At 56.0% G+C, this 20,310-nt stretch carries 14 protein-coding genes; 5 read left to right on the forward strand and 9 right to left on the reverse strand.

The annotated features are described in order from the left end of the window. Positions 1-150: 150 nt before the first annotated feature. The 4 genes from KTE_RS19970 to speY all read right to left on the reverse strand — a co-directional run bounded on the left by KTE_RS19970 (position 151) and on the right by speY (position 4,655). The gene (locus tag KTE_RS19970) at positions 151-1,128 is read right to left on the reverse strand and encodes a hypothetical protein (RefSeq protein WP_201383902.1); all 978 of its coding nucleotides are present in this window, start codon (positions 1,126-1,128) and stop codon (positions 151-153) included. A gap of 140 nt (positions 1,129-1,268) precedes the next feature. Then, a complete protein-coding gene (speB, locus tag KTE_RS19975) occupies positions 1,269-2,138 on the reverse strand; it encodes an agmatinase (RefSeq protein WP_201383904.1) in 870 nt (289 codons plus the stop codon). 605 nt (positions 2,139-2,743) lie between these two features. Continuing rightward, a complete protein-coding gene (locus KTE_RS19980; RefSeq protein WP_007910412.1) occupies positions 2,744-3,184 on the reverse strand; it encodes an S-adenosylmethionine decarboxylase family protein in 441 nt (146 codons plus the stop codon). 337 nt (positions 3,185-3,521) lie between these two features. Next, the gene (gene speY / locus KTE_RS19985) at positions 3,522-4,655 is read right to left on the reverse strand and encodes a deoxyhypusine synthase (RefSeq protein WP_201383906.1); all 1,134 of its coding nucleotides are present in this window, start codon (positions 4,653-4,655) and stop codon (positions 3,522-3,524) included. Positions 4,656-4,832: 177 nt separating this feature from the next. Here speY and KTE_RS19990 point away from each other — a divergent pair, with 177 nt between their 5' ends. The 3 genes from KTE_RS19990 (at position 4,833) to KTE_RS20000 (ending at position 8,050) form a co-directional block, all read left to right on the forward strand. Continuing rightward, positions 4,833-5,672, forward strand: coding sequence for a glycerophosphodiester phosphodiesterase (locus tag KTE_RS19990; RefSeq protein ID WP_201383908.1), 840 nt, complete (start codon positions 4,833-4,835; stop codon positions 5,670-5,672). A gap of 492 nt (positions 5,673-6,164) precedes the next feature. Further along, entirely contained in the window at positions 6,165-6,800 is a 636-nt protein-coding gene (locus KTE_RS19995; RefSeq protein WP_201383910.1) for a TetR/AcrR family transcriptional regulator, read from the forward strand. A 20-nt stretch (positions 6,801-6,820) separates the two neighbouring features. Beyond that, positions 6,821-8,050, forward strand: a complete 1,230-nt coding sequence (locus KTE_RS20000) for a cytochrome P450 (RefSeq protein WP_201383912.1) — start codon at positions 6,821-6,823, stop codon at positions 8,048-8,050. 53 nt (positions 8,051-8,103) lie between these two features. On the opposite strand, the gene KTE_RS20005 is transcribed toward KTE_RS20000, so the two are convergent. The 4 genes from KTE_RS20005 to KTE_RS20020 form a co-directional block, all read right to left on the reverse strand. Next, positions 8,104-9,606: an MFS transporter gene (locus tag KTE_RS20005; RefSeq protein WP_201383914.1), complete on the reverse strand. Its 1,503-nt coding sequence runs from the start codon at positions 9,604-9,606 to the stop codon at positions 8,104-8,106. A 74-nt stretch (positions 9,607-9,680) separates the two neighbouring features. Further along, a complete protein-coding gene (locus tag KTE_RS20010) occupies positions 9,681-11,495 on the reverse strand; it encodes a serine/threonine-protein kinase (RefSeq protein WP_201383916.1) in 1,815 nt (604 codons plus the stop codon). Between the two features lie 353 nt (positions 11,496-11,848). Then, positions 11,849-13,837: an excinuclease ABC subunit UvrB gene (gene uvrB, locus KTE_RS20015; RefSeq protein ID WP_201383918.1), complete on the reverse strand. Its 1,989-nt coding sequence runs from the start codon at positions 13,835-13,837 to the stop codon at positions 11,849-11,851. Between the two features lie 188 nt (positions 13,838-14,025). Then, on the reverse strand, positions 14,026-14,961 hold the full coding sequence (locus KTE_RS20020; RefSeq protein WP_201383920.1) for a hypothetical protein: 936 nt from the start codon (positions 14,959-14,961) through the stop codon (positions 14,026-14,028). A gap of 543 nt (positions 14,962-15,504) precedes the next feature. Here KTE_RS20020 and KTE_RS20025 point away from each other — a divergent pair. Together KTE_RS20025 and KTE_RS20030 are read left to right on the forward strand one after the other, a co-directional pair. After that, positions 15,505-17,232 carry a protease pro-enzyme activation domain-containing protein gene (locus KTE_RS20025; protein ID WP_201383921.1) on the forward strand — a complete coding sequence of 576 codons (1,728 nt, stop codon included), beginning with the start codon at positions 15,505-15,507 and terminating at the stop codon, positions 17,230-17,232. A gap of 726 nt (positions 17,233-17,958) precedes the next feature. Then, positions 17,959-19,188, forward strand: coding sequence for a zinc ribbon domain-containing protein (locus KTE_RS20030; protein ID WP_201383923.1), 1,230 nt, complete (start codon positions 17,959-17,961; stop codon positions 19,186-19,188). Positions 19,189-19,271: 83 nt separating this feature from the next. Here the strand turns inward: KTE_RS20030 and KTE_RS20035 are convergent, their stop codons facing one another. Continuing rightward, the gene (locus tag KTE_RS20035; RefSeq protein WP_201383925.1) at positions 19,272-19,778 is read right to left on the reverse strand and encodes a hypothetical protein; all 507 of its coding nucleotides are present in this window, start codon (positions 19,776-19,778) and stop codon (positions 19,272-19,274) included. Positions 19,779-20,310 lie beyond the last annotated feature (532 nt).

Raw genomic sequence — 20,310 nt, forward strand, 5'->3', positions numbered from 1 at the left:
TGCATAGTTTATTCCTCTCGTTGCTCTGTAAACTCCAACTTCTCCGCAGTTTTAGAGCTTCTTTTATCACCTCCCATTTAGATGCGATTGCCCTGCGGGCCCCTACCAGTTTGTGGACCGGCTTGGGGGAAGGTCCGCGTGATGTTTGAGCTAGGGGGTGGAGGCCAGGGGGACGGGCGTGAATTGGGTTTGCTGGCTGCCGAACATGGCGAGCGCCTTGGTCTGTGCCTCGTCGGGGAGCAGGGGGCGTAGGGTGAGGGTGTAGTAGAGTCCAGCCTCGCTCATGGTGCCGCTATTGCCGTTCAGGCTGGCTTTGAGACTCTGGTATTGCCCGTGGTTGAGCAGGAGGGCGTGGCTGGGGATGGTGAACTTGAGGCAAGGGGTCTCCAGGTTGGGCGTGTTCTCGTTCTCGGGAATGCTACCACACTCATAGGTGGCTGCCTGCTCCAGCGTGTAGTCGCTCAGGAGCCAGAAGGGGTAGTCGCGCTGAGGATCGGCACTAAAGGTCCTGCGCGCCAGGAGGGCGTAGGTCGAGGCCTTGTAGGGCTGGCTGCTTGTCGCGTTGACGGCGTTATTGATGGCGGTCAGGGCTTTGCCCAGGCGGGTATACTCGTCAAGCTCCTGGGCTTTGGGTTGGTAGTGGCCAAAGCTCCCATAAGCAAACTCTGTCTGCTGGTTGTTGAGCGCGAGTTGCAGGTAGGTGGCGTTGAGGTCCTGAATGTCTATAAACTGCTTCTGGCTGAAATCGGGGAGATCGTAGGTGTTGACGAGTGCGTCGAGGAGCTGTTGCAGGGCGTCGGGGGCGAGCTTGCCTGTGCGCTCAGTTCCCAGGATGTAGGTGCCATCGCCATAGATGCTGAGCACCGGACTGAGCGAGAGCGAGCCTTTGAGTCCTCCGCCATAGAGCGTGCGGATAACCACATCCTGGGGATCGGCGCTATAGGTGACCTGTTTATTGGCCTTCGCCTGCTGAATCATCTTGATCTGTTTCTGCTTCGCGGTCCCTGAATCGCAGGCCACCAGGCCGAGTGCGAGGAGCAGGAGGCAGAGGCTACTCAGCGCGATGAGAGAGCGACGATGGCGTGATTTGGGCAGCGTGGATGTGACCTTCCGGGCAAGCTGACGCATAGGGTGCAATCTCCATAAAATAAATTCAACATGCTCTTTGTATTGTAGCCGAACGCCTGGAAGCTTGTCACTAGTAGAATGGGAATGCGAATGGACAGGGCCAGCGGCCCTGTCCATTCGCATTCCCATTCTATGCAGGATTATTGGTTGAAGCGGTAGCCGATCATTTTGTAGACGAGCTTGGCGGCCAGGAAGTCGGCGCGGGTCTGGCCATCCATGGGGCAGAGTTCGACGACGTCCATGCCGACGACCGTGCTGCGCTGGCAGATCTCGCGCACGAGGTCGAGGACCTGGTACCAGGAGAGGCCACCCGGCTCGGGCGTGCCAACAGCGGGCATCTCGCTGGGATCGATGGCGTCGAGGTCGATGGTCAGATAGACGTGCTTGCCCAGGCGCTCCCAGGGAATCTGTGCGATGCCCCTGGCGATCTGGTAGGCCCAGACCACAGCGACATTAGGGCCAGACTTGAGGAACTCGGCCTCCTCCGGGCTGAAGCTGCGAATGCCGATCTCCAGCAGGGGGATGCCCATATCCACCACGCGGCGCTCGATGCTGGCGTGTGAGAGTGGGGTGCCCTCGTACTCATCGCGCAGGTCACCGTGGGCGTCGATATGCACCACCGTCAGGTCGGGATACTTCTCGTGAACGGCTGCGATGCAGGGTGCGGAGAGCGAGTGCTCGCCACCCAGGATGAGGGGGAGCTGGCCCTTCTTCAGGGTCTCACGGACAGCCTGGCCGGTTGCCTTGAGGGCCTCGGCGTGGTCCATGCCGCTATAGTCGAGGACGGGGCGGGTATAGACGCCGATCTCGATGGGGCAGCAGTCGAGCTCTTCGTCGTACAGCTCCATCTGGCTGGAGGCATCGAGAATGGCCTGGGGACCATGCTCGGTCCCTTTCATATAACAGACGCTATATTCTAGCGGCGCGGGAATAATAGTGACCTGCGCCGTCTCTGGATTGCAGTGGGGGGCATCAGGGGCACCAAACTGGCTAATGGAAGAATATTCCATGTATCTCTATCCTTTTATTTTTTCTGTAATTCACCAGCTAGTACTCTGTCAATCTTCATTGGAAAGGCTTCAAGCCGCCTGCGGCGGCAAGGGGAGAGACGCAGAGGGGCTGACGCCCCTCTGCACTCCCCACCTTTCCAATCAATGTTGACAGAGCAGTAGAGCCTGGTAAGGACCTTTCTCTGCGCCTACGGCGCTTCGCAGGGGTTAGGGGATGTTGTGGGCGTGGTGAACGCCACGCCCACAACATCCCCTAACCCCTGCGAGCCACCGCCAGGTGGCGAGGAGAGCCGTAGCTCTGATGTAATTATGCTTGACGTAGAGAAAACGTTGACCTTTGAGGCTCACCACAGGCAATAAAAATGAGCTCAGCGTTCTCTATTACGTGCATATGGTAGCAGACGGGCGCTAGTTGTCAAGGGGGAGAGGCATGTAGAGGAGGTAATGAATACTATAGAAGAGCTTTGGAGAGAAATTCGATAAATAAAATAGAGAGTAAGAACGCTGTAACTACGATGTAACTGCACCTTACTCTCTATTATCAGTAGAATTTTAGGCGGCAGAGGAAACCCGAAGGGATACTCTTCGCCTTGCGCTTGTTGCCTTTAGCGCACCTCCGCGGCGGCCTTCTTGGCGCGGCGAGCTTCCATGGCGGCCTCAAGGCGCTTTGGATCTGGCTCGTCGGGGCGTAGGGAGCGGGTTGCGCGCACGATGAAATGGGACTCAACGTCGTCGGTCTTGAAAACTTCTTTGGCGAAGGCGATGGCATCTTCCTGGCTGAACTCTTTGCAGGAGCAGATGTCGATGTCTACTTCGCCGTACTCGGGCCAGGCGTGCAGGCTGATGTGGCTCTGAGCGATGACCACGAAACCAGACATACCAGCATCTAGTGGGTTAGATGTTTCAATATCATACAGGTGAACTGGGCTGACTTTTTCCATGCCTACGCGATCAGGATACTGGTCGAGAACGCGACGCAGCAGGGGCTCGCTATTGAGGGTTTCGGGGGCGCAGTTGTAGAGTTCCAACATCAAATGTACAAGCATCGTTTACTTCCTCCGGGTTAAAAGCGTGGCGTGTCCCTCCGAATTATAAGGAGCCACGATTGCCGAGACTTCGGGTGCGCATCGCTTCTTCAAATTTTACGCACGAGTGATATTATATATTAGGTTGTCAAGAAAATGCAAAGAAAATAGGACGAAATTTTATCTAATAACAAGCTTTCTTCCACCTAAACACCAGCAAAGGTCCATCTAAACACCAGTCGCACTCCACCTAAACACCAGTAGAGACCCACCTGGCTGTTTGCTTCCTTGTCTACTTAATTGCCAGGTGGGTCTCCATCTAATGAGAAACCAGACTTGTGATTAGATCGAGTCTATTCTACGGTCGAAACTGCTTATGGGCCTCAAACGCATCCTTGAGTTCTGTTAGCAGTGCTTCGCGTTTTGCGTACAGCTCCTTGCGCGGGCGCGGCTGGGCCTTGCTGACGGCATAGGCGGTGAGCAGGGGGAGTGCGATGGTAGAATCGCCATACACTACAGCGGTATCATTGAGTTGATTGGGCTTAATCTTACCCCAGGAGACGGCCTCAGAGGGGGTCGCGCCCGAGAGACCGCCCCAGTGTGGCGCGTCGGCGGTAATCTGAATAAAGTAGTCGTGACCACCCTTCTGGATGCCCAGGACCTCCCAGAGTTGAGGCTGGGTTTGCAGGTAGAAGTTCTTGGGGCTACCGCCGCCCAGGATGATGACGCCGTTCTGGTCGGCATGGTGCACGATGGCGGTCGTCTCGTTGACATCGGCCAGAGGATCGAGGGTGAGCTTGCTGCCCTCCAGGGCGTTACGCGCCACGTTCATACCAATCGAGGAGTCGCCAGGCGAAGAGGTGTAGATTGGCACATTCCAGGCCGCGGCCTGGGCCAGCACCGAGTACTCGGGGTTGACGCCTGCTTTAAGGAGCTGAGTGCCCAGGTGGTGGTGCAGCTCGGAGGTCGCGATAGGGCGGTTGGGCAGGCTATTGAGGGCCTCGCGCACAAAGGCGTCAGTATCCAGCAGCACACGATCCTCAAAGAGAATATCGTAAATACGCACGACATGCTCTTCCTGGAGCTTGGTATCGTCGAGACGGAAGTCGCCGCGATGCAGCGAGAGGGCCAGGGCGTGGTGCATATCATGGTAGAGGTTGGCGCCCGTGCTCACGATAAAGTCGATGAAGCCATACTCCATCAGTGTAATCAGGCAGCCACCCAGGCCAGCAGGTGTCAGCGCGCCCGCCATGGTCAGGCCCACGGTCGTATTCTGCTCGGGATTGAGCATCTTCTCCACGAAGAGACGCGACGCCTCGTGCAGGCGCGCGGAGTTATAGGCCTGGAACTGCTCGTCCATCAACTCGGTGATCGTCATATTGGGCCGGACACGGTTAGGCAGAATGCGCTGCCCGCTTAAATACTCCTGTTGCGTTGGCTGGTGCTGCTGGTGCTGCTCGTCCTCTGTATGGTGAGAGTCATGATGCGACATCGAAAAAGTCCTTTCCGGGAATGGGAATATAAAACATTGGGAGGCGTGATGCCAATGCCCTATAGGATATGACAGAACAATACTCCTGGCAAGAGGTTATATAATGTGGACTGGTGGGCGCAGCCAGCCCACCAGCCCACATTATTTAATCAATTAACGTATGCGAAAGAAAAGACTATGGTAATACAGAATATGTCAAACCTCTTTCCTGAGCTGAAGAAGCCGTATATTTTTGCGCACCAGGGGGGCGAGCTGTTGGCGCCGACCAATACGTTGGCGGCCTTCGACGTGGCCGATGCCATTGGCGGCGTCGATTTTTTGGATATCGATATCCATATGACGAAGGATGGGCATATTGTTGGCATCCACGATGCAACCGTAGATCGCACCACCAATGGAAGTGGGCGCGTGGACGCCTATACCCTGGCCGAGTTGCAAAAGCTGGACGCAGGCTACCATTTCCGCGACCTGGAGGGGCGCTATAGCTATCGCGGCCAGGGGGTCTACATCCCCGCCTTGGAGGAGATCTTCAGCAGGTATGCCGCGAAGTATTATCTGCACTTTGAGGTCAAAGATACCTATCCCAAAGGTGGTCCCTCCCAGATTGAGGAGATGCTCTGGGCGCTGATCCAGGAATATGGTATGGAGAGGCGCGTGATCGTCTCCTCCTTTAAGCAGGAGATTGTGACGCGCTTTCAAAAGCTGAGCGGGGGCCAGGTGGCGACTGGCGCGGGCCAGCCTGAGGTGGCCAGCTTTGTCCTCGCCCATAAGGCGCGCTTGCCCTGGTTCTATCGTCGCCAATCGACGTTGCTGGCTATTCCCGATGCCCATAGTAACGTCAATCTGAAAGACTCAGTCCTGATCCGGGGCGCGCACCGCCGGGGCATGGACCTCTATTACTGGACGATTGATGACAAGCCCTTGATGCGCCAGCTTATCGAGCTAGGCGCTGACGGCCTCTTCACCAACCGCCCCGACCTGATGCTCGATCTGCTGATCGAGATGGGCCTGAGGTAGATGAATCGGCGTGCCATCAATAATTTTGCTGGTAAATTATGTTCGGACAATTTGCTGCGCTTGGAAGGCTGCCCACGCCGCGAAGTGGCTTCCCAATATGGTAGGGACCCGGTTTACCGCGTCCGAAGGCGATTGATCGCCTGCAGGCGCAGCCCATATGACTGCATTGTATGACGTCGCATTACATCACATCGGCTCACAAACGGTTTCGGCTGCGCCGACATGCCATGAATGGCATTTGGACGCGGTAAACCGGGTCCCTACCGAATTTATGACGCCTTTCGGGGAGGCTCGTTCGAACAACCTGATGAAATTTCTCCGCAATAGCATAAATGCAGGATCTGTGAGATCGTAAAAAAGAATCGCGCCATAATGATACGATGCCGTTGCGTTTTGTAATTTGTAATGGTATACTCTCTTTAATAGATACGTTACCGTATCGTATTTGAATTTGTAAAGCGTCAAAAGAGGGAGAGAGGAGAGCGACTGTAGATGAATGAAGTTGAACCTAGGCTGGTGGTGCGTAAGGCTGGGCGTCCGCGTAGCGTCCAGTCCCACCAGGCCATTTTGGAGGCAACGCTCGAAATATTCGCCGAGGAGGGTCTTCAGGGCTTGAGTATCGAGGCGATTGCTGAGCGGGCCGGGGTGGGCAAGACCACGATCTACCGTCGCTGGTCCTCAAAAGAGGATGTAATCAAGGAGGCGCTGGACCTGTTTCGCGGCGAGCATCCTCTGCCCGACACAGGGAATATTCGCGATGACTTGCTCTATATTGCGAAGGAAGCACACGAACTTTTTAAGCGCAATGCCTTGATGGGCAAGTTGCTTACCAAAATGATTGCCGAGATCAAGTCAAGGCCCGAGATCTACCAGGCCTTTTATGACAAGCTGGCAACTCCACGTATGCAGCAGTTTCGCCAGGTTGTCGAACGCGCTCAGGAGCGTGGTGAGCTGCGCCAGGATATAGATGCGACGTTTATCCTCTATCAGATTGTCATTTCTCTGGCATATGGCAACCTCTTTACCGAACTGCTCTTTCCCAATACACAGACAGTTTTTGAGCCAGAAATGGCTGTAGATGCGCTCCTGAGCGGAATTGGGGCGCGATCCTCGCAGCCAGGAAAATGAACGAAAGGACATATAACAGGATGAAACAGATATCATTCGCTGATCTCCTGTCCCAGGAGACAAAGCGTGACCCGCTCGCTTTTGCTGCGCGCTTGCGCGAGCAGGGGCCGCTTCTTCCTCTCACGGCACCCTTTGGTTTTGGTACAGGCGCCTGGATGACAACGACATACGAGGATGCCGTAGCCGTTCTCAAAGATCCACGTTTCGCCAAAGACACATTGAAATTCGAGCAAGCAGGACATGAGCAGACATCCAGCGATGAGAGAGAGGACATTTTTAAGCGCTTCCTCGCCTTTCGCCGCGATATGCTCACCGTTGATCCGCCTGATCATACGCGCCTGCGCGGCCTGGTCTCCAGGGCCTTCACACCACGCATGATTGAGCAACTGCGCCCACGCATTCAGCAGATCGCGGACGAGCTATTGGAGGCCGTACAGGGATCAGGAAGAATGGACCTCATTGCCGATTTTGCCTTTCCTCTGCCTATCACGGTCATTTCAGAGATGCTGGGGATTCCTGTCGAGGATCGTCTACAGTTTCGGGCCTGGTCACAGACGATCATAGCGAACTCTGTGGGATCTCAACCACAGGAGGCGCTGGCCGCCCTGGAGGCATTTGTCCAGTACATCAAGAACTTCCTGGTAGCTAAGCGCGCTCATCCTGCTGATGACCTGACGAGCGCCTTAGTTGAGGCTGAAGAGGGTGGAGATCGGCTCCACGAGAACGAGCTGATTTCAACGATCTTCCTGCTCATCGTTGCGGGACATGAGACGACGGTGAATCTGATTGGCAATGGTATGCTGGCGTTGTTATTGCATCCAGGGCAGATGGAGCTGTTGCGCCAGGACTTATCCTTGCTGCCATCAGCTATTGAGGAACTCTTGCGCTACACGGCTCCGGTGACACTCTCTACCCCTCGCTGGGCGAGCGAGGATATTGTGATGCATGGCCAGGTCATACGCAAAGGCGAGATGGTGTTTGTCTCCCTGGTGGCCGCTGATATTGATCAGCACCAGTTCACTGATCCACAGGTACTGGATATTACGCGCCGGGAGAATCAACATCTGGCCTTTGGCAAGGGCATTCACTATTGCCTGGGGGCGCCGCTGGCACGCCTGGAGGGGCAGATCGCCATTAGCACTCTGCTGCAACGCCTGTCCAATCTGCGCCTGGCCTGCGAGCCTGAACAACTCATGTGGAATTCCAGCCCCATCTTGCGGGGCCTCACTAGCCTGCCGGTAAAATTCTAAATATGCATTGATTGTGGTGGCGTGCTTTGCACGCCACCACAATCAATGCATATTTACCCCTTCACGCCGCGAATGAAGCGGACGGTGACGGTGCCCGCGATGCAGTAGATGATCGACATGCCGAAGATGACCTGGTAGCCCAGGACCTGGTGTCCGGCGCGGGCGAAGCTATCCAACAGGGGGCCGCCCAGGACGGGGGCGATGACCTGTGAGAGCGAGAGCGCGACGTTCCAGACACCCATGTCGCGGGCATGATTCTTCTTCGATGGCAGGGTGTCCGCGACGAGCGCCCAGTCCACACTCTGGTAGGCACCATAGCCCAGGCCAAAGATGGCCCCGGCGGCGATAACGAGAGGCAGCGATTGGGTAACGACGAAGACCACGCCCACGACCGCCATGAGTGCGCCCGAGATGTAGATCACGCGCTTGCGCCCCAGGTAGTCGGAGATCCAGCCGGCGGCGAAGGCGCTGAGCAGGCTGGTGAGCGAGACGATAATCAGGAAGGTGGTCGTCTGCTGCTCGGGGTGTGGGGCATGGATTACGTCGCGCATGTAGTACTGCAAGAAGGACTGAATGGTATAGATGCCTAGCATCATGATCAGGCGCGTGGCAAGCACCCAGGCAAAGTCGGGATCGCGGCGCGGTCGAAAGTCAAAGAGGCGCAGGATGCCGACCGTGATGATGATCTCGATAATGACCTGCTCAAAGTTGCTACTGATCTCAAGGCCTGCGATGCGCCAGGCATTCCAGAGGGTCATAAGGCCCCAGACCAGCAGCGCTACCACGAGCGAGGCAGCCAGCGTTCTCACGGCTGGCAGGGTATACCAGGGCCTACGTGCCGTGCCTGTTGCCGCTTGTCCCGCCTCCGCGCTCCGTGCCGAGATTGGTAGTTCGCGGACGAAGATAAGCGTGATCAGCATAAAAACAAGCAAGACGGCGATGATCAGGCCGTAGGTCAGCCAGAGGCCCTGGGTGTAGCTCGCCAAGGGCAGGGATGAGTTGATGAGGTTACCTGCCACCAGGACACCCCCAATATTGCCAAAAATGAGCATCAGGCTGATGACGCCCGAGGTGAGGCCTCGCTGTTCAGGAGGCACGATATCCGGCAGCAGGGCGTGAAACGGGGCCTGCGCAGCGTTGCTGACAAACTGTGTGAGGGCGTAGGCTATGGCGAGGGTGAGGACATTGGGGGCTGTGGCCATCCAGCCCAGGCAGAACACACTCGCCAGGGTCCCCAGCAGGATATATGGGCGGCGGCGGCCCCAGATGGCGAGCCGTCCCTGCGTGCGGTCACTTAACCAGCCAAACAAGGGATTAGAGAAGAGGGAGACGAAGGCCCCTGGGATAAGGACAAAAGCCAGGGCGGTGCCTTTATCAAGATCACCAACCATTTTAAAGACCTGGCTGGGCAGAATAATCGTGCCGAGCGCGGCCCACTGGAAGTTTAAGGCCAGCGCAAAGACGCTGATGGCTAGAATGCGCGTCCAGCGCAGGCGTGGCAGGTGAGATGCTGCTCTATCTTGAGCATCGTCTTCAGCTTGCTGTACGGTCTCCATGCCATGCTCCCCTTTCTAGGATAGCGGTTTTTAATTTGATGATTGCGATAATACGTTCGGCCCGTATCGCGCAATTATAGCTTCCAGATGCGGGCGTTGCTATAGGCGACCTCGGTGCGGCTTTGAGCGGAGGCAGCATAGAGGCCCAGGTAACCAGCTGTGTAGGTGGTATCGGTCCAGTGGGTAATATACTGCCCATTGACGAAAAATGAGAAATCGCTGCCACGCACGAGAATTGCCAGGATATTCGTTTGATTGAGTCCCTGCTTAATAGCGGAACTGGAACCAGAGATCAGGGTGGAGTTATAATTTTTGGCGCTTGAGTAGCGCGAGATACGATAGGTGCCATCAACGCGTATCACAAAGTGATATGCCTGTTGGTCGTTATAACCAAAGGTCTGGCCGCCGCTATAGCCCTGGATAATGGTGGTCTGGACCTCGAAGGCGAAATCGTGGACAGGGGCGTCGGTGCCTCCTCCACAGGAGTTGCCATAGTCTGCTTCGGTGACACTCACATGATAGGCGTTCGCGAGGAACTTGCAAGTGCCAAAGCTATGTTCCCCTTCATACCAGCGCCCGCCCTGTGAGTTGTCACGCATGGGATCATTCAGCGTCGGCGGCGTGCGCTTGAGCTGATTATACTGTTCGGGAGGCGAGAGATGGGTGAAGGTTGCTGTCGCGTTGACATTGGCCTGGGCTGTAGCCGTCTGCTGAGTACTGGTGGTCGCGGTACGGGCGGCCATATTTGTCGTGGTCGCGGTGGCGTTCGCTTTTTGTATCTGCTGCTCGTGGTTCTGATAGGTAAAGAGGCCGAGCGCGCCAAGGATCAGCAGCAGAGCGCAGGCGACAAGCGCGATGCCGAGAAGCAGGCTGCGTCGGTTGCGACTCTGGGGCTTAGGCACGTGTGTGGATAGTGGCGCTGGCTGTGTGCTCTTCGCAGGCGCCTGGAGAGAGGATGAGTGGGATGGGTCGATATTGACTTCGGGAGGCGTAACCGGGGTTGAGGTTGAGCCTGAGACGGTCGGCATGGGTGGTGCGAGGTCTCGCGGGAGGGTCGAGAGCGAACCCGCTGTACCAGAGAGGCTGGCGGCTTCAAGGGCCAGCGCGAAATCTAAGACGCTGGGAAAGCGCTGAGCAGGATCTTTAGCCAGCCCCTGCATGATGACCTGTTCAACCTCCATAGGAATATTGTTGACCCTCTCGCGCAGGGGTGGTGGTGGTGCCATCAGGTGTTGAGCGCATATTTCGTGATACGTGCCGCTGAAGGGGCGCTCGCCCGCCAGCCACTCATAGGCGATAGTTGCCAGGGCATATTGATCGCTGGCGGGACGGGCTGCTCCTTTGATCTGTTCAGGAGCCATGTAGGGGACGGTTCCCGTAGGCTGCTGTGTGCTCATTGAGGAGGTTTGATGGGCCATGGCGGCGATACCGAAATCGGAGAGCAGGATCTCGCCCTGGCGTTCAATAAGCATATTCTCTGGCTTGACATCGCGATGAATAAGCTTGTGATTATGGGCGAATTGGAGCGCCTCTGCGGCCTGTTTGACGTAGGCGACAACCTCTGTAAGTGGAAGGTATGAGCCACGGGGATGGCGCCTGCGCAGCGTGCCTTCCGGGTAGTAATCCATCACCAGGTAGGCAGTATCGCGCTCGACGGCGTAATCGAGAATGGGGACAATATGGGGATGGCGCAGCATGGAGATCAGCTCCGCCTCCTGGCGGAAATCGGCGATATACTCTTCCGCTATCTGGGAACGTAGTATCTTTATTGCGGCCTGTTTGTTCTGGATCCAGATATGTTGCCCGAGATAGACCTCGGCGAAGCCACCACGACCAAGGAGATGCAGCAAACGATAATTGCCCAACTGCTGGTCTACAAGATTGATCATTTGGAGTCCTCAGTGTATCTGTAGAAATAGAAATATATGGTGTATTTGATTTTTTTAGTGTAACATACCTCTGCCGCAGAGAAAAGCCATGGGGGCGAGATCACGCGTGATCTCGCCCCCATGGCTGTAACTGTTTACTCTTTTCAAGGGGTACTCTCAGCGTCTGATCCCCATGCCCATGCCGGAGAAAAAGGTAGGTGCGCCCTTTAGAAGCACAGCCTTTTTCTCCGGCTGGGCGTGGGGCGCACTGCCTCCTCTGAACGGAGCCGACCAGCAGGAGGGGCCTGGTAGGTGCGCCGTTTACAAGCACAACAGGCCCCTCCTGCATGGGCGGCGGACCTGCCGAGTGACTTTTATTCCAGCATGAGGCGCCGAATCTCGATGATCTGGTCGCGGAGCTGTCCGGCCTTCTCGAATTCGAGCTGCTTGGCGGCTGAGCGCATCTGGGATTCGAGGTCTTTGATCAGGCGCAGGGCCTCGTCTTTGGGGATGCCTGCGACGGCGGTTGCGGTCTTGCCGTCGGCCCCTGCCTCGGGACCAGCCATGGCCTTAAGACGCTCGGAGAGGGTTTTGACCTCTTTCTTGATGCCGCGTGGAGTGATGTTGTGCTGCTCGTTATATCCCTCCTGGATCTTGCGGCGGCGGTTGGTCTCGTCGATGGCGCGCTGCATCGAGCGTGTCACGTTGTCTGCGTACATGATGACGCTGCCCTCGACGTGGCGGGCGGCGCGACCCACGGTCTGGATGAGCGAGCCCTCTGAGCGCAGGAATCCCTCTTTATCGGCGTCCAGGATGGCGACCAGGGAGACCTCGGGCAGGTCCAGGCCCTCGCGCAGGAGGTTGATACCAACCACGACATCGTAGACGCCCAGGCGCAGGTCGCGCAGGATTTCGACACGCTCAATGGTGTCGATCTCGGAGTGCAGGTAGTGGACCTTGATGCTGAGCTCCTGCATGTAGTCGGCGAGGTCCTCGGCCATCTTCTTGGTGAGGGTCGTGACCAGGACGCGCTGCCCCTTCTCGACGCGTATGCGAATCTCGGCGATCAGGTCATCGATCTGCCCACGTGTGGGGTGAACGGTGATCTCTGGATCGATCAGGCCGGTTGGGCGAATGATCTGCTCCACAATGGCCTGGCTATGCTCATATTCGTAAGGGCCGGGTGTGGCGGAGACGAAGATGGCCTGCTTGAGCTTGTGTTCAAACTCTGGGAAGGTCAGGGGGCGGTTATCCAGGGCCGAGGGGAGGCGGAAACCGTAGTCGACCAGGACCTGTTTACGCGAGCGGTCGCCCGCGAACATGCCGCGCACCTGGGGGAGAGAGATATGCGACTCATCGACCACCAGCAGGAAGTTCTCGGGCAGGTAGTCGAGCAGGGTCCAGGGCTGTTCGCCAGCGGCCCGGCCCGCCAGGTGACGTGAGTAGTTCTCGACGCCTGAGCAGATGCCGGTCTCGCGCAGCATCTCGATATCAAAGTTGGTGCGCTGTTTCAAGCGAGCATGCTCCAGCAGCTTGCCCTCGGACTCCAGTTCCTCCAGGCGCTGCTCCAACTCCTCTTCAATCAGAGAGATGGACTTATTGAGGCGCTCCTGGGTCGTGACCCAGTGCTTGGCGGGATAGATATCGAGGCGTGTGCGCTGTCCCAGGACCTCGCCGGTCAGGGGATCGATCTCGGTCATGCGCTCGATCTCGTCGCCAAAGAACTCCACGCGTACAGCCACGTCTTCATAGGCCGGGAAGATCTCTAGCACATCTCCGCGCACACGGAAGCGCCCACGTACGAAGTTGGCGTCGTTGCGCTCATACTGGATAGAGTTCAGGTGGCGCAGAATTTTATCGCGGCGGCGCTCCTCACCTACCTTGAGGGTCAGCACCACCTCACCATATTCCTCGGGGCTGCCCAGGCCATAGATGCAAGAGACCGAGGCCACAATCAAGACGTCGCGACGCTCAAAGAGGCTGCGTGTGGCGGAGAGGCGTAGCTTCTCGATCTCCTCATTGAGCATGCTTTCTTTTTCAACGTAGGTATCGGTACGGGCGATATAGGCCTCTGGCTGATAGTAGTCATAGTAGGAGACGAAATACTCGACGGCATTATTGGGAAAGAACTCTTTATACTCGCTATAGAGCTGAGCGGCGAGCGTCTTATTGGGTGCGAGCACGAGGGTTGGCTTCTGCACCTGTTCGATCACCTTGGCCACGGTATAGGTTTTACCGCTGCCAGTGACGCCAAGCAAGGTCTGAAATCTCTGATTATTGCGAATGCCCTCGGCAAGTTCTGCAATCGCCTGGGGCTGATCACCGGTCGGTTCAAAAGGTGATTCAACTTTAAAATCTGGCATAGCGCGGCATCCCCACTGGATCTATGTTGTAGAATATTTTTTCGAAACTCAGCTCATTATACCACGAATTGCAGTGCCTGGGTATAGCCGGGATAGATGCACTACATGGGACAGAGGCACGCCTCTGTCCCATGTAGTGCATCTATTGATGGCTCACTGAGTGAGTGAGCCAAGGCAGGTGCTATTGGCTAACGTATGTTGATATTCACGCCACCCAGGCCAGCATTGCGGAGGCCAGCGTTGCCGAGACCAACATTGCCCAGGCCAGCATTGTTAATGCCGAAGCGGTTGAGGCCGACATTACCGAAGCGGTTGAAGCCAACGTTACCGAGGCCAGCATTGCCGATGCCCAAGCGGTTGAAGCCAACGTTACCGAGGCCGACATTACCGAAGCGGTTGAAGCCAACGTTACCGAGGCCGACATTACCGAAGCGGTTGAAGCCAACATTACCCAGAGCCGGATTGAAGCCGACGTTGCCACCAAAGCGATTAAAGCCAACATTACCCAGAGCCGGATTGAAGCCGACGTTGCCACCAAAGCGATTAAAGCCAACATTATTCAGAGCCGGATTGAAGCCGACGTTGCCACCAAAGCGGTTGAAGCCAACGTTACCAAGGTTAGGGTTGAAGCCAACGTTGCCCATGCCAACGTTACCAAGGTTAGGGTTGAAGCCAACGTTGCCCATGCCAACGTTGCCAAGGTTAGGGTTGAGGCCAACGTTGCCCATGCCAACGTTACCAAGGTTAGGGTTGAGGCCAACGTTGCCCATGCCAATGTTGCCCATGCCAGGGTTGCCCATGCCAACATTGCCCATGCCAGGATTGTTGAAGCCGAAGCGAATATTGATGTTAGGGTTATTGGCGACGTTGCCAAGTCCAGCGTTAGGTAAGCCAGCATTGCCAAGACCAGCGTTAGGTAAGCCGGCATTGCCAAGTCCAGCATTGCCGAAGCCGATATTGATCTCGTTGGGACCACCCTGAACGTGGTGCTGAATCTTATTGATCCTGGCAGCTGCGATGCTTGAGGCATGGGCAGAATGAGCCTGCCCAAGGACCGTGTAAAACGAGATCAGGCACCCTAGTACAAACGCATATGCGCTCATCCTGATGAACTGACTTTTCATGATGCGTTCCTTTCTCTGAATTTCTGATAAGGCTAATGCTGTTTAAGTTGGACTCTCTACTGCTTCGTGAGGCCATTCGGCGCTTTGTAGGGTCCATGCTGGCATGGACTCTCCCACTGGTGGAAGCACCCGGCTAGCCTGAGCGTTTAAAGTCCAAGCAAGCTTGGACCCTACAACGTAGTCTAATGTCCAAGCAAGCTTGGACCCTACAACGTAGTCGTTTGTCTGTGTCTCTGTCTATATATAAAGCAGTCAACAAACTGAAGAGAACATGAAACCGGGCGCAGAAAATCTACATTTTTGAACTGATTTTCGCGGGTTGTCCGTGATACTAACAGAGAATTGCAAAGAGTACATGTGCTCTTAATTAAGAGTCATATAACAGGTAAAAACCAGAGAGAAGCAGACGCGAGGAGCGCCTGACATGGCGACGAATGCGGCTTCATTGTGGAGGCATGTAAGTTCATGAATACATTGAATATATTCTATAAAAGGGCTGGCACGTGGCGGCCCATCTTCAATTGGCGCCGCTCAGGAAGAGCCATGATGGCGCTTGTTGGATTAATGCTCCTGATTTTCCCCCTGGCGGCGTGTGACCCGAGCACTGCCGTCCAGTTCTCGGATTTGCAGCTTAATATTCCGCCTGACGCGCTGAAGGCACCCGTGGTCAGGCCGGTTCCCGATAGTCAGAAACTGCATGTTGGGGTGACGCTCAAGATGAATCAGGACTGGCTTAAGAAGATGGAGGGGACCAAGATTGAGCCAGGGAAGCCCTCGCACCTGGAGGATTTTGCGAAGAAGGTAGGCATCGATGATCAGACCTATCAGAAGTTCAAGGACTTCTTCTCGCCTCAGGGTATTGCTTTAAAGCTGAACAAACTGCATACCTACCTGACCCTTGACGCTAAGGCCAGCACGCTGGCAAAGCTCTTGCAGACTAAATTTGTGGTGCGCAAGTATAACGGGCGCGAGTTCTATGGCCCGGAGACGGCCCCCAAGGTCCCCGCCTTTATGACCAGCTCCATCGAGTCGGTCACGGGTCTTGACAACTATAGTTCCAAGCCGGTGCATACCCTGCAAGGCATCACACAACAGGCAGACTCGAAGCAGCAAGCGACAAGCTCACGCCAGCTACTGACCTCCGGGCAGACGCTCTCCACGCAGCAGGCCAGCACGCCACAGCAGGACTGCTCGCCACCTGACCAGACGCTCTTCCCCAAGGATGTCGCGGGCGCCTATGGCTTTGATCGCATGTGGAACAAGGGCTGGAATGGGCAGAATATGACGGTCAACCTGGTCGAGATCGATGGCTCCTACCGGGATGATATTCAGAACTACTTTGATTGTATTCAATTTAAGGGCCATCTCTCGGTCGTCAACGTTGATAGCGCCCCGCAGGACGCCCTGGGCGAGTCTACGCTCGATGTACAGATGGCAGCGGGCCTGGCGCGCTCGGCCAACATCAAGCTCTATCAGACCGATGGTAACGCCGATGATAATGTCTGGGGGCGCGTCAACGATATGTTGCAGCGCATCCTCGACGACAACACCAATGGGGCCAATAGCGGCAGCGTTGTCAGCATCAGCCTGGGCGCGCCCGAGAACGAGGTCTCCCAGGACGATGTGCGCGCGCTCGATAGCACCTTGCAGCAGTTGACGCGTGTGGAGCATATGAGCGTCTTCGTTGCCAGTGGGGACTGCGGCGCCTTCGGTAGTCGTCAGTATGGCAAGCTGGCGGTTAGCTATCCTGGCAGTGATCCCTGGATTACCTCGGTGGGTGGCACCATCCTCCAGGTTAACCAGAATCGCCAGCGTAACCAGGAGGTTGTCTGGTCCGATAACTCGGGGAATAGCTGTAAGAACCAATGGGGCAGCGGCGGTGGCAACAGCATCCTCTTCAAGCAGCCGAGCTGGCAGAACGCTCCTGGTACCAAGAATCAATATAGCCGGGGGATGCGCCAGGTGCCGGATGTCTCGGCGGCGGCCTATGGCCTGGCAGTCTACTTTAAGGGCCAGTGGGGCGCCGTTGGCGGCACAAGCGCGGCAGCACCCATCTGGGCAACCGGCATGGCGCTAGTTAACCAGGGCAAGATGCAGCAGCGCCATAGCTTCTCCTATGGCCCGCAGACCTTCTACCAGGCGGATAAAGGGCAGGCTTACTTTGATATCACCCAGGGCAATAACCTGTACTATCGCGCCTCGCAGGGCTGGGACTTCGCCACCGGCCTTGGCACGCCCAACCTGGACGCCTTCTACAGCGCTGCTCCCTAAGAAGGGCCTGTATCGAAAGAGGGGGGCTGACAATGCAGAGAAACCGCATTGCCAGCCCCCCTCTTTCCTCTTTCGACACCAAATTGTAAGCAAGATCACAGCGCCTGGGGCCAAATATGCTACACTACGTAGCAGAAGGCAAGATTATTCGATTAAGATATATGGATGTGTATTTGATGGCTTCAGACACGTTCTATGATATAGATTCCTGTGACCAATTTTAGTAGGTTGTCCGAACAGACATCTGCGAAAGGCACGAAATGTCGGTAGGGACCAGCTTTAGCGCGTCCCATTGGCGTCAAGTGAAGGGTCCGCCGCCCATGCAGGAGGGGCCTGGGTGTGCTTCTAAAGGGCGCACCTACCAGGCCCCTCCTGCTAGGCGGCTGCTTTCCCGCCGGGTGGCTGTACTTGCCAAGTACGCCCCACGCCCGGCTGGAAGAAAAAGGTAGGTGCGCCCTTTAGAAGCACACCCTTTTTCTTCCGGCATGGGCGTGGGGAGCGAGCAGATGCCCCTTCACTTGACGCGTATGGGACGCGCTAAAGCTGGTCCCTACCGGTCTGGGGAGCCGCCTCGCGCAATGGATGGTTTTCCAAGCTCGGAACTTGTCCGACAAAATGTGTCAAAGGAATCGATATAGTGCTATCTATGCCTGGTAGATTGCGTTGAGGATGGGCGGGGGACTGGGACCAGGAAACTTGCTTTTTCAGAGAGTGAGGAGAAGAGACGTGCAACCCCGCTATTGCCCCAATTGCGGCGCCGAGGTATCGGCAGCCAGTAGATATTGTCCGCGCTGTAACTTTGATATGTTTGCGCGGCAAGATGCGCCGGGCGCGAATGTTCAGGCTATGGACCGCGCCACGCCACTACCAGTCTCGCCTATGCCTCCACAGACGCCATTCCCTCAGCAAGGACCGATAAGCCAGCCCGGCTTCGCGCCCCAGGGACCAGTGAGCCAGCCCGGCTTTGGGCCTCAAGGTGCGCCTCCGACCTCTGAGCCAGCCTGGGCCTACCAGCCTGGGCCAACTCCGATGTCACCTCCGCAGCCGAAGCGCCGGGGTGGCATTGGGCGCACCTTGTTGATTATCCTCCTGTTGCTGGCCTTTGTGGGTGCGGGCGGCTACCTGGCCTATGCGCTTCTCGTGCAGAATGCCACGCAGCCTCAGATCACCTCGCAAACGCTGAGTACCACCGTGAAGTACGCGGGCGTGGATGTGACGCTTACCAGGCTAGAACAGGCGCAACGCTTTGTCGATGATCCGCATTCGGCGGGCGATGGCATGTTGCGTGTCCATCTCCTGGCCGACAACAAGACGAACGTGCCCGTCAACATGGTCTATAGCGATATCGCGCGGCTGGTCTTGCCTGGCGGCAAGGTCGTCCAGCCGACGTATGTCAATGGTAACGCGGGCCTGGCTGCGGGGAAGTCCCATAGCGATTGGGTGGATTTCGCCGTTCCCAGCGGGACCAATACGGGGCAAATCGCGCTGCGCCTGGGGGGCGCGAACGAGGCCCAGATGGACGTTTCTCTTGGCTCGAACTCTGGTGCCAGCACCTATCAGCCACAAACCACGCAAATCGGCAAGGCTCTAGACTCCAAAGAATCCTTCTATGGTCTCGACTGGACGCTGGATAGCGCGACAACGCAGTGGAGCATCGATGGCAAGCAGGCCAGCAAGGGGATGCGCTATGTAACGGTAACGCTTAAGGTGAATAGTGCCCTGGAGCAGACGGCCATTCCCGGCTCGGCCTTCGACTACGCCACCCTGGCGGCTGGTAGCACGACCGCCAGGCCTGCCCTGACGACGCTGCCCGTCTCCTTTGATAAAGAGACACAGGGGACCAGTGGTACGATCACCTTCCTCGTGCCCCAGGATCAGAAACACCTCACGCTCACGCTCCACGCTCCCGCCAATAGCGGCTTTACCGATGCTACCATCACATTCGACGTGAAATAAAGCAAGTAGAAGGCGATGCGTCAAGAAAATGGCGACCCGGAGCTTTCAGTTCCGGGTCGCCATTTTCTTGATATGTAAATACTCTATTCGAGGATGTAGCTGCCCGAGAGAGCCTGGCGGAGAGCGGCTTTTTGCTCTTCGTCGATTGACTCCAGGGATTTTTCTTTAACCGGGCCATTCCAGACAGATATGGGGCTGGTCGTCTGGGCTACAAACTCATCGATCATGATCTCTTCCAGGAAGGGCGTCTTTGGGGCTGCGGGCAGAGCGGGTAGCTCCTCCTCCGCTGCGACCTCTTCCTTTACCTGTTGTGGGACCACGTTGTACTCGGCAAGTGATACCTCTTCGACCTTGGCCTCAGCCTCGGTCGCCTCGATGGTTACCACGGGTGCGAAGGTCGAGCTGCTGGCCTCGGCGATGATACCATCGACAGTCAGGGCGAAGCGCTGCCCATTGATATCGAGATAAATGCTCTGGCCTTCTCGCAGTTCAGTGAGTTGACGACGTAATTCCTGATTCTCCGCCTCCAACTCTCCCATCAACTGCTGCTGTTGCTTCACTGCCTGCAAAAGATGCTCAAAACCACCCATAAAAAACTCCTTCAAAACATGCTTACAAATAGCAGACACACAACTTCTCTGTCCTATACATAGAACGAAGGCTGCTTACCCTTTTAGAAGAGCTATGAAAAGCTATGAGGAGCACATTTCTGGTCTCGCTGTTGCGGTCTTACAGCTTTGTGCCAGAGCGTGTCTCTGTGTATCGCTATCGGTCAAAACATGAAACGTTTACTTTGTCCCCCCTGTCTGGTATTGAAACGTGTCAATTAGGGGAGGAGTAACACTTATTTATGATCGGGCTATAAATTGGTATGTTTATGTATGGGAGTATAGGCATGTATAAAATATGCTTATTTTTAATGCCAACAATATGGCACATTTTGCTATGCCGATCTCGCACGAGATGATGTACAATGGTATATGTGTCTGGCGAACCACATCTTCACTGAAACGCTAATATATGCTAACGTAATGAAGATGAGTTGGATATTGTCTGGACACAAAGCAAACATGCTGCTACATGTAAGGCTGCGCCATTTCATGGTACAATGGAGCAGCCACA

It is taken from the genome of Ktedonobacter sp. SOSP1-85, assembly GCF_016587415.1.
Taxonomy (GTDB): Bacteria; Chloroflexota; Ktedonobacteria; order Ktedonobacterales; family Ktedonobacteraceae; genus Ktedonobacter.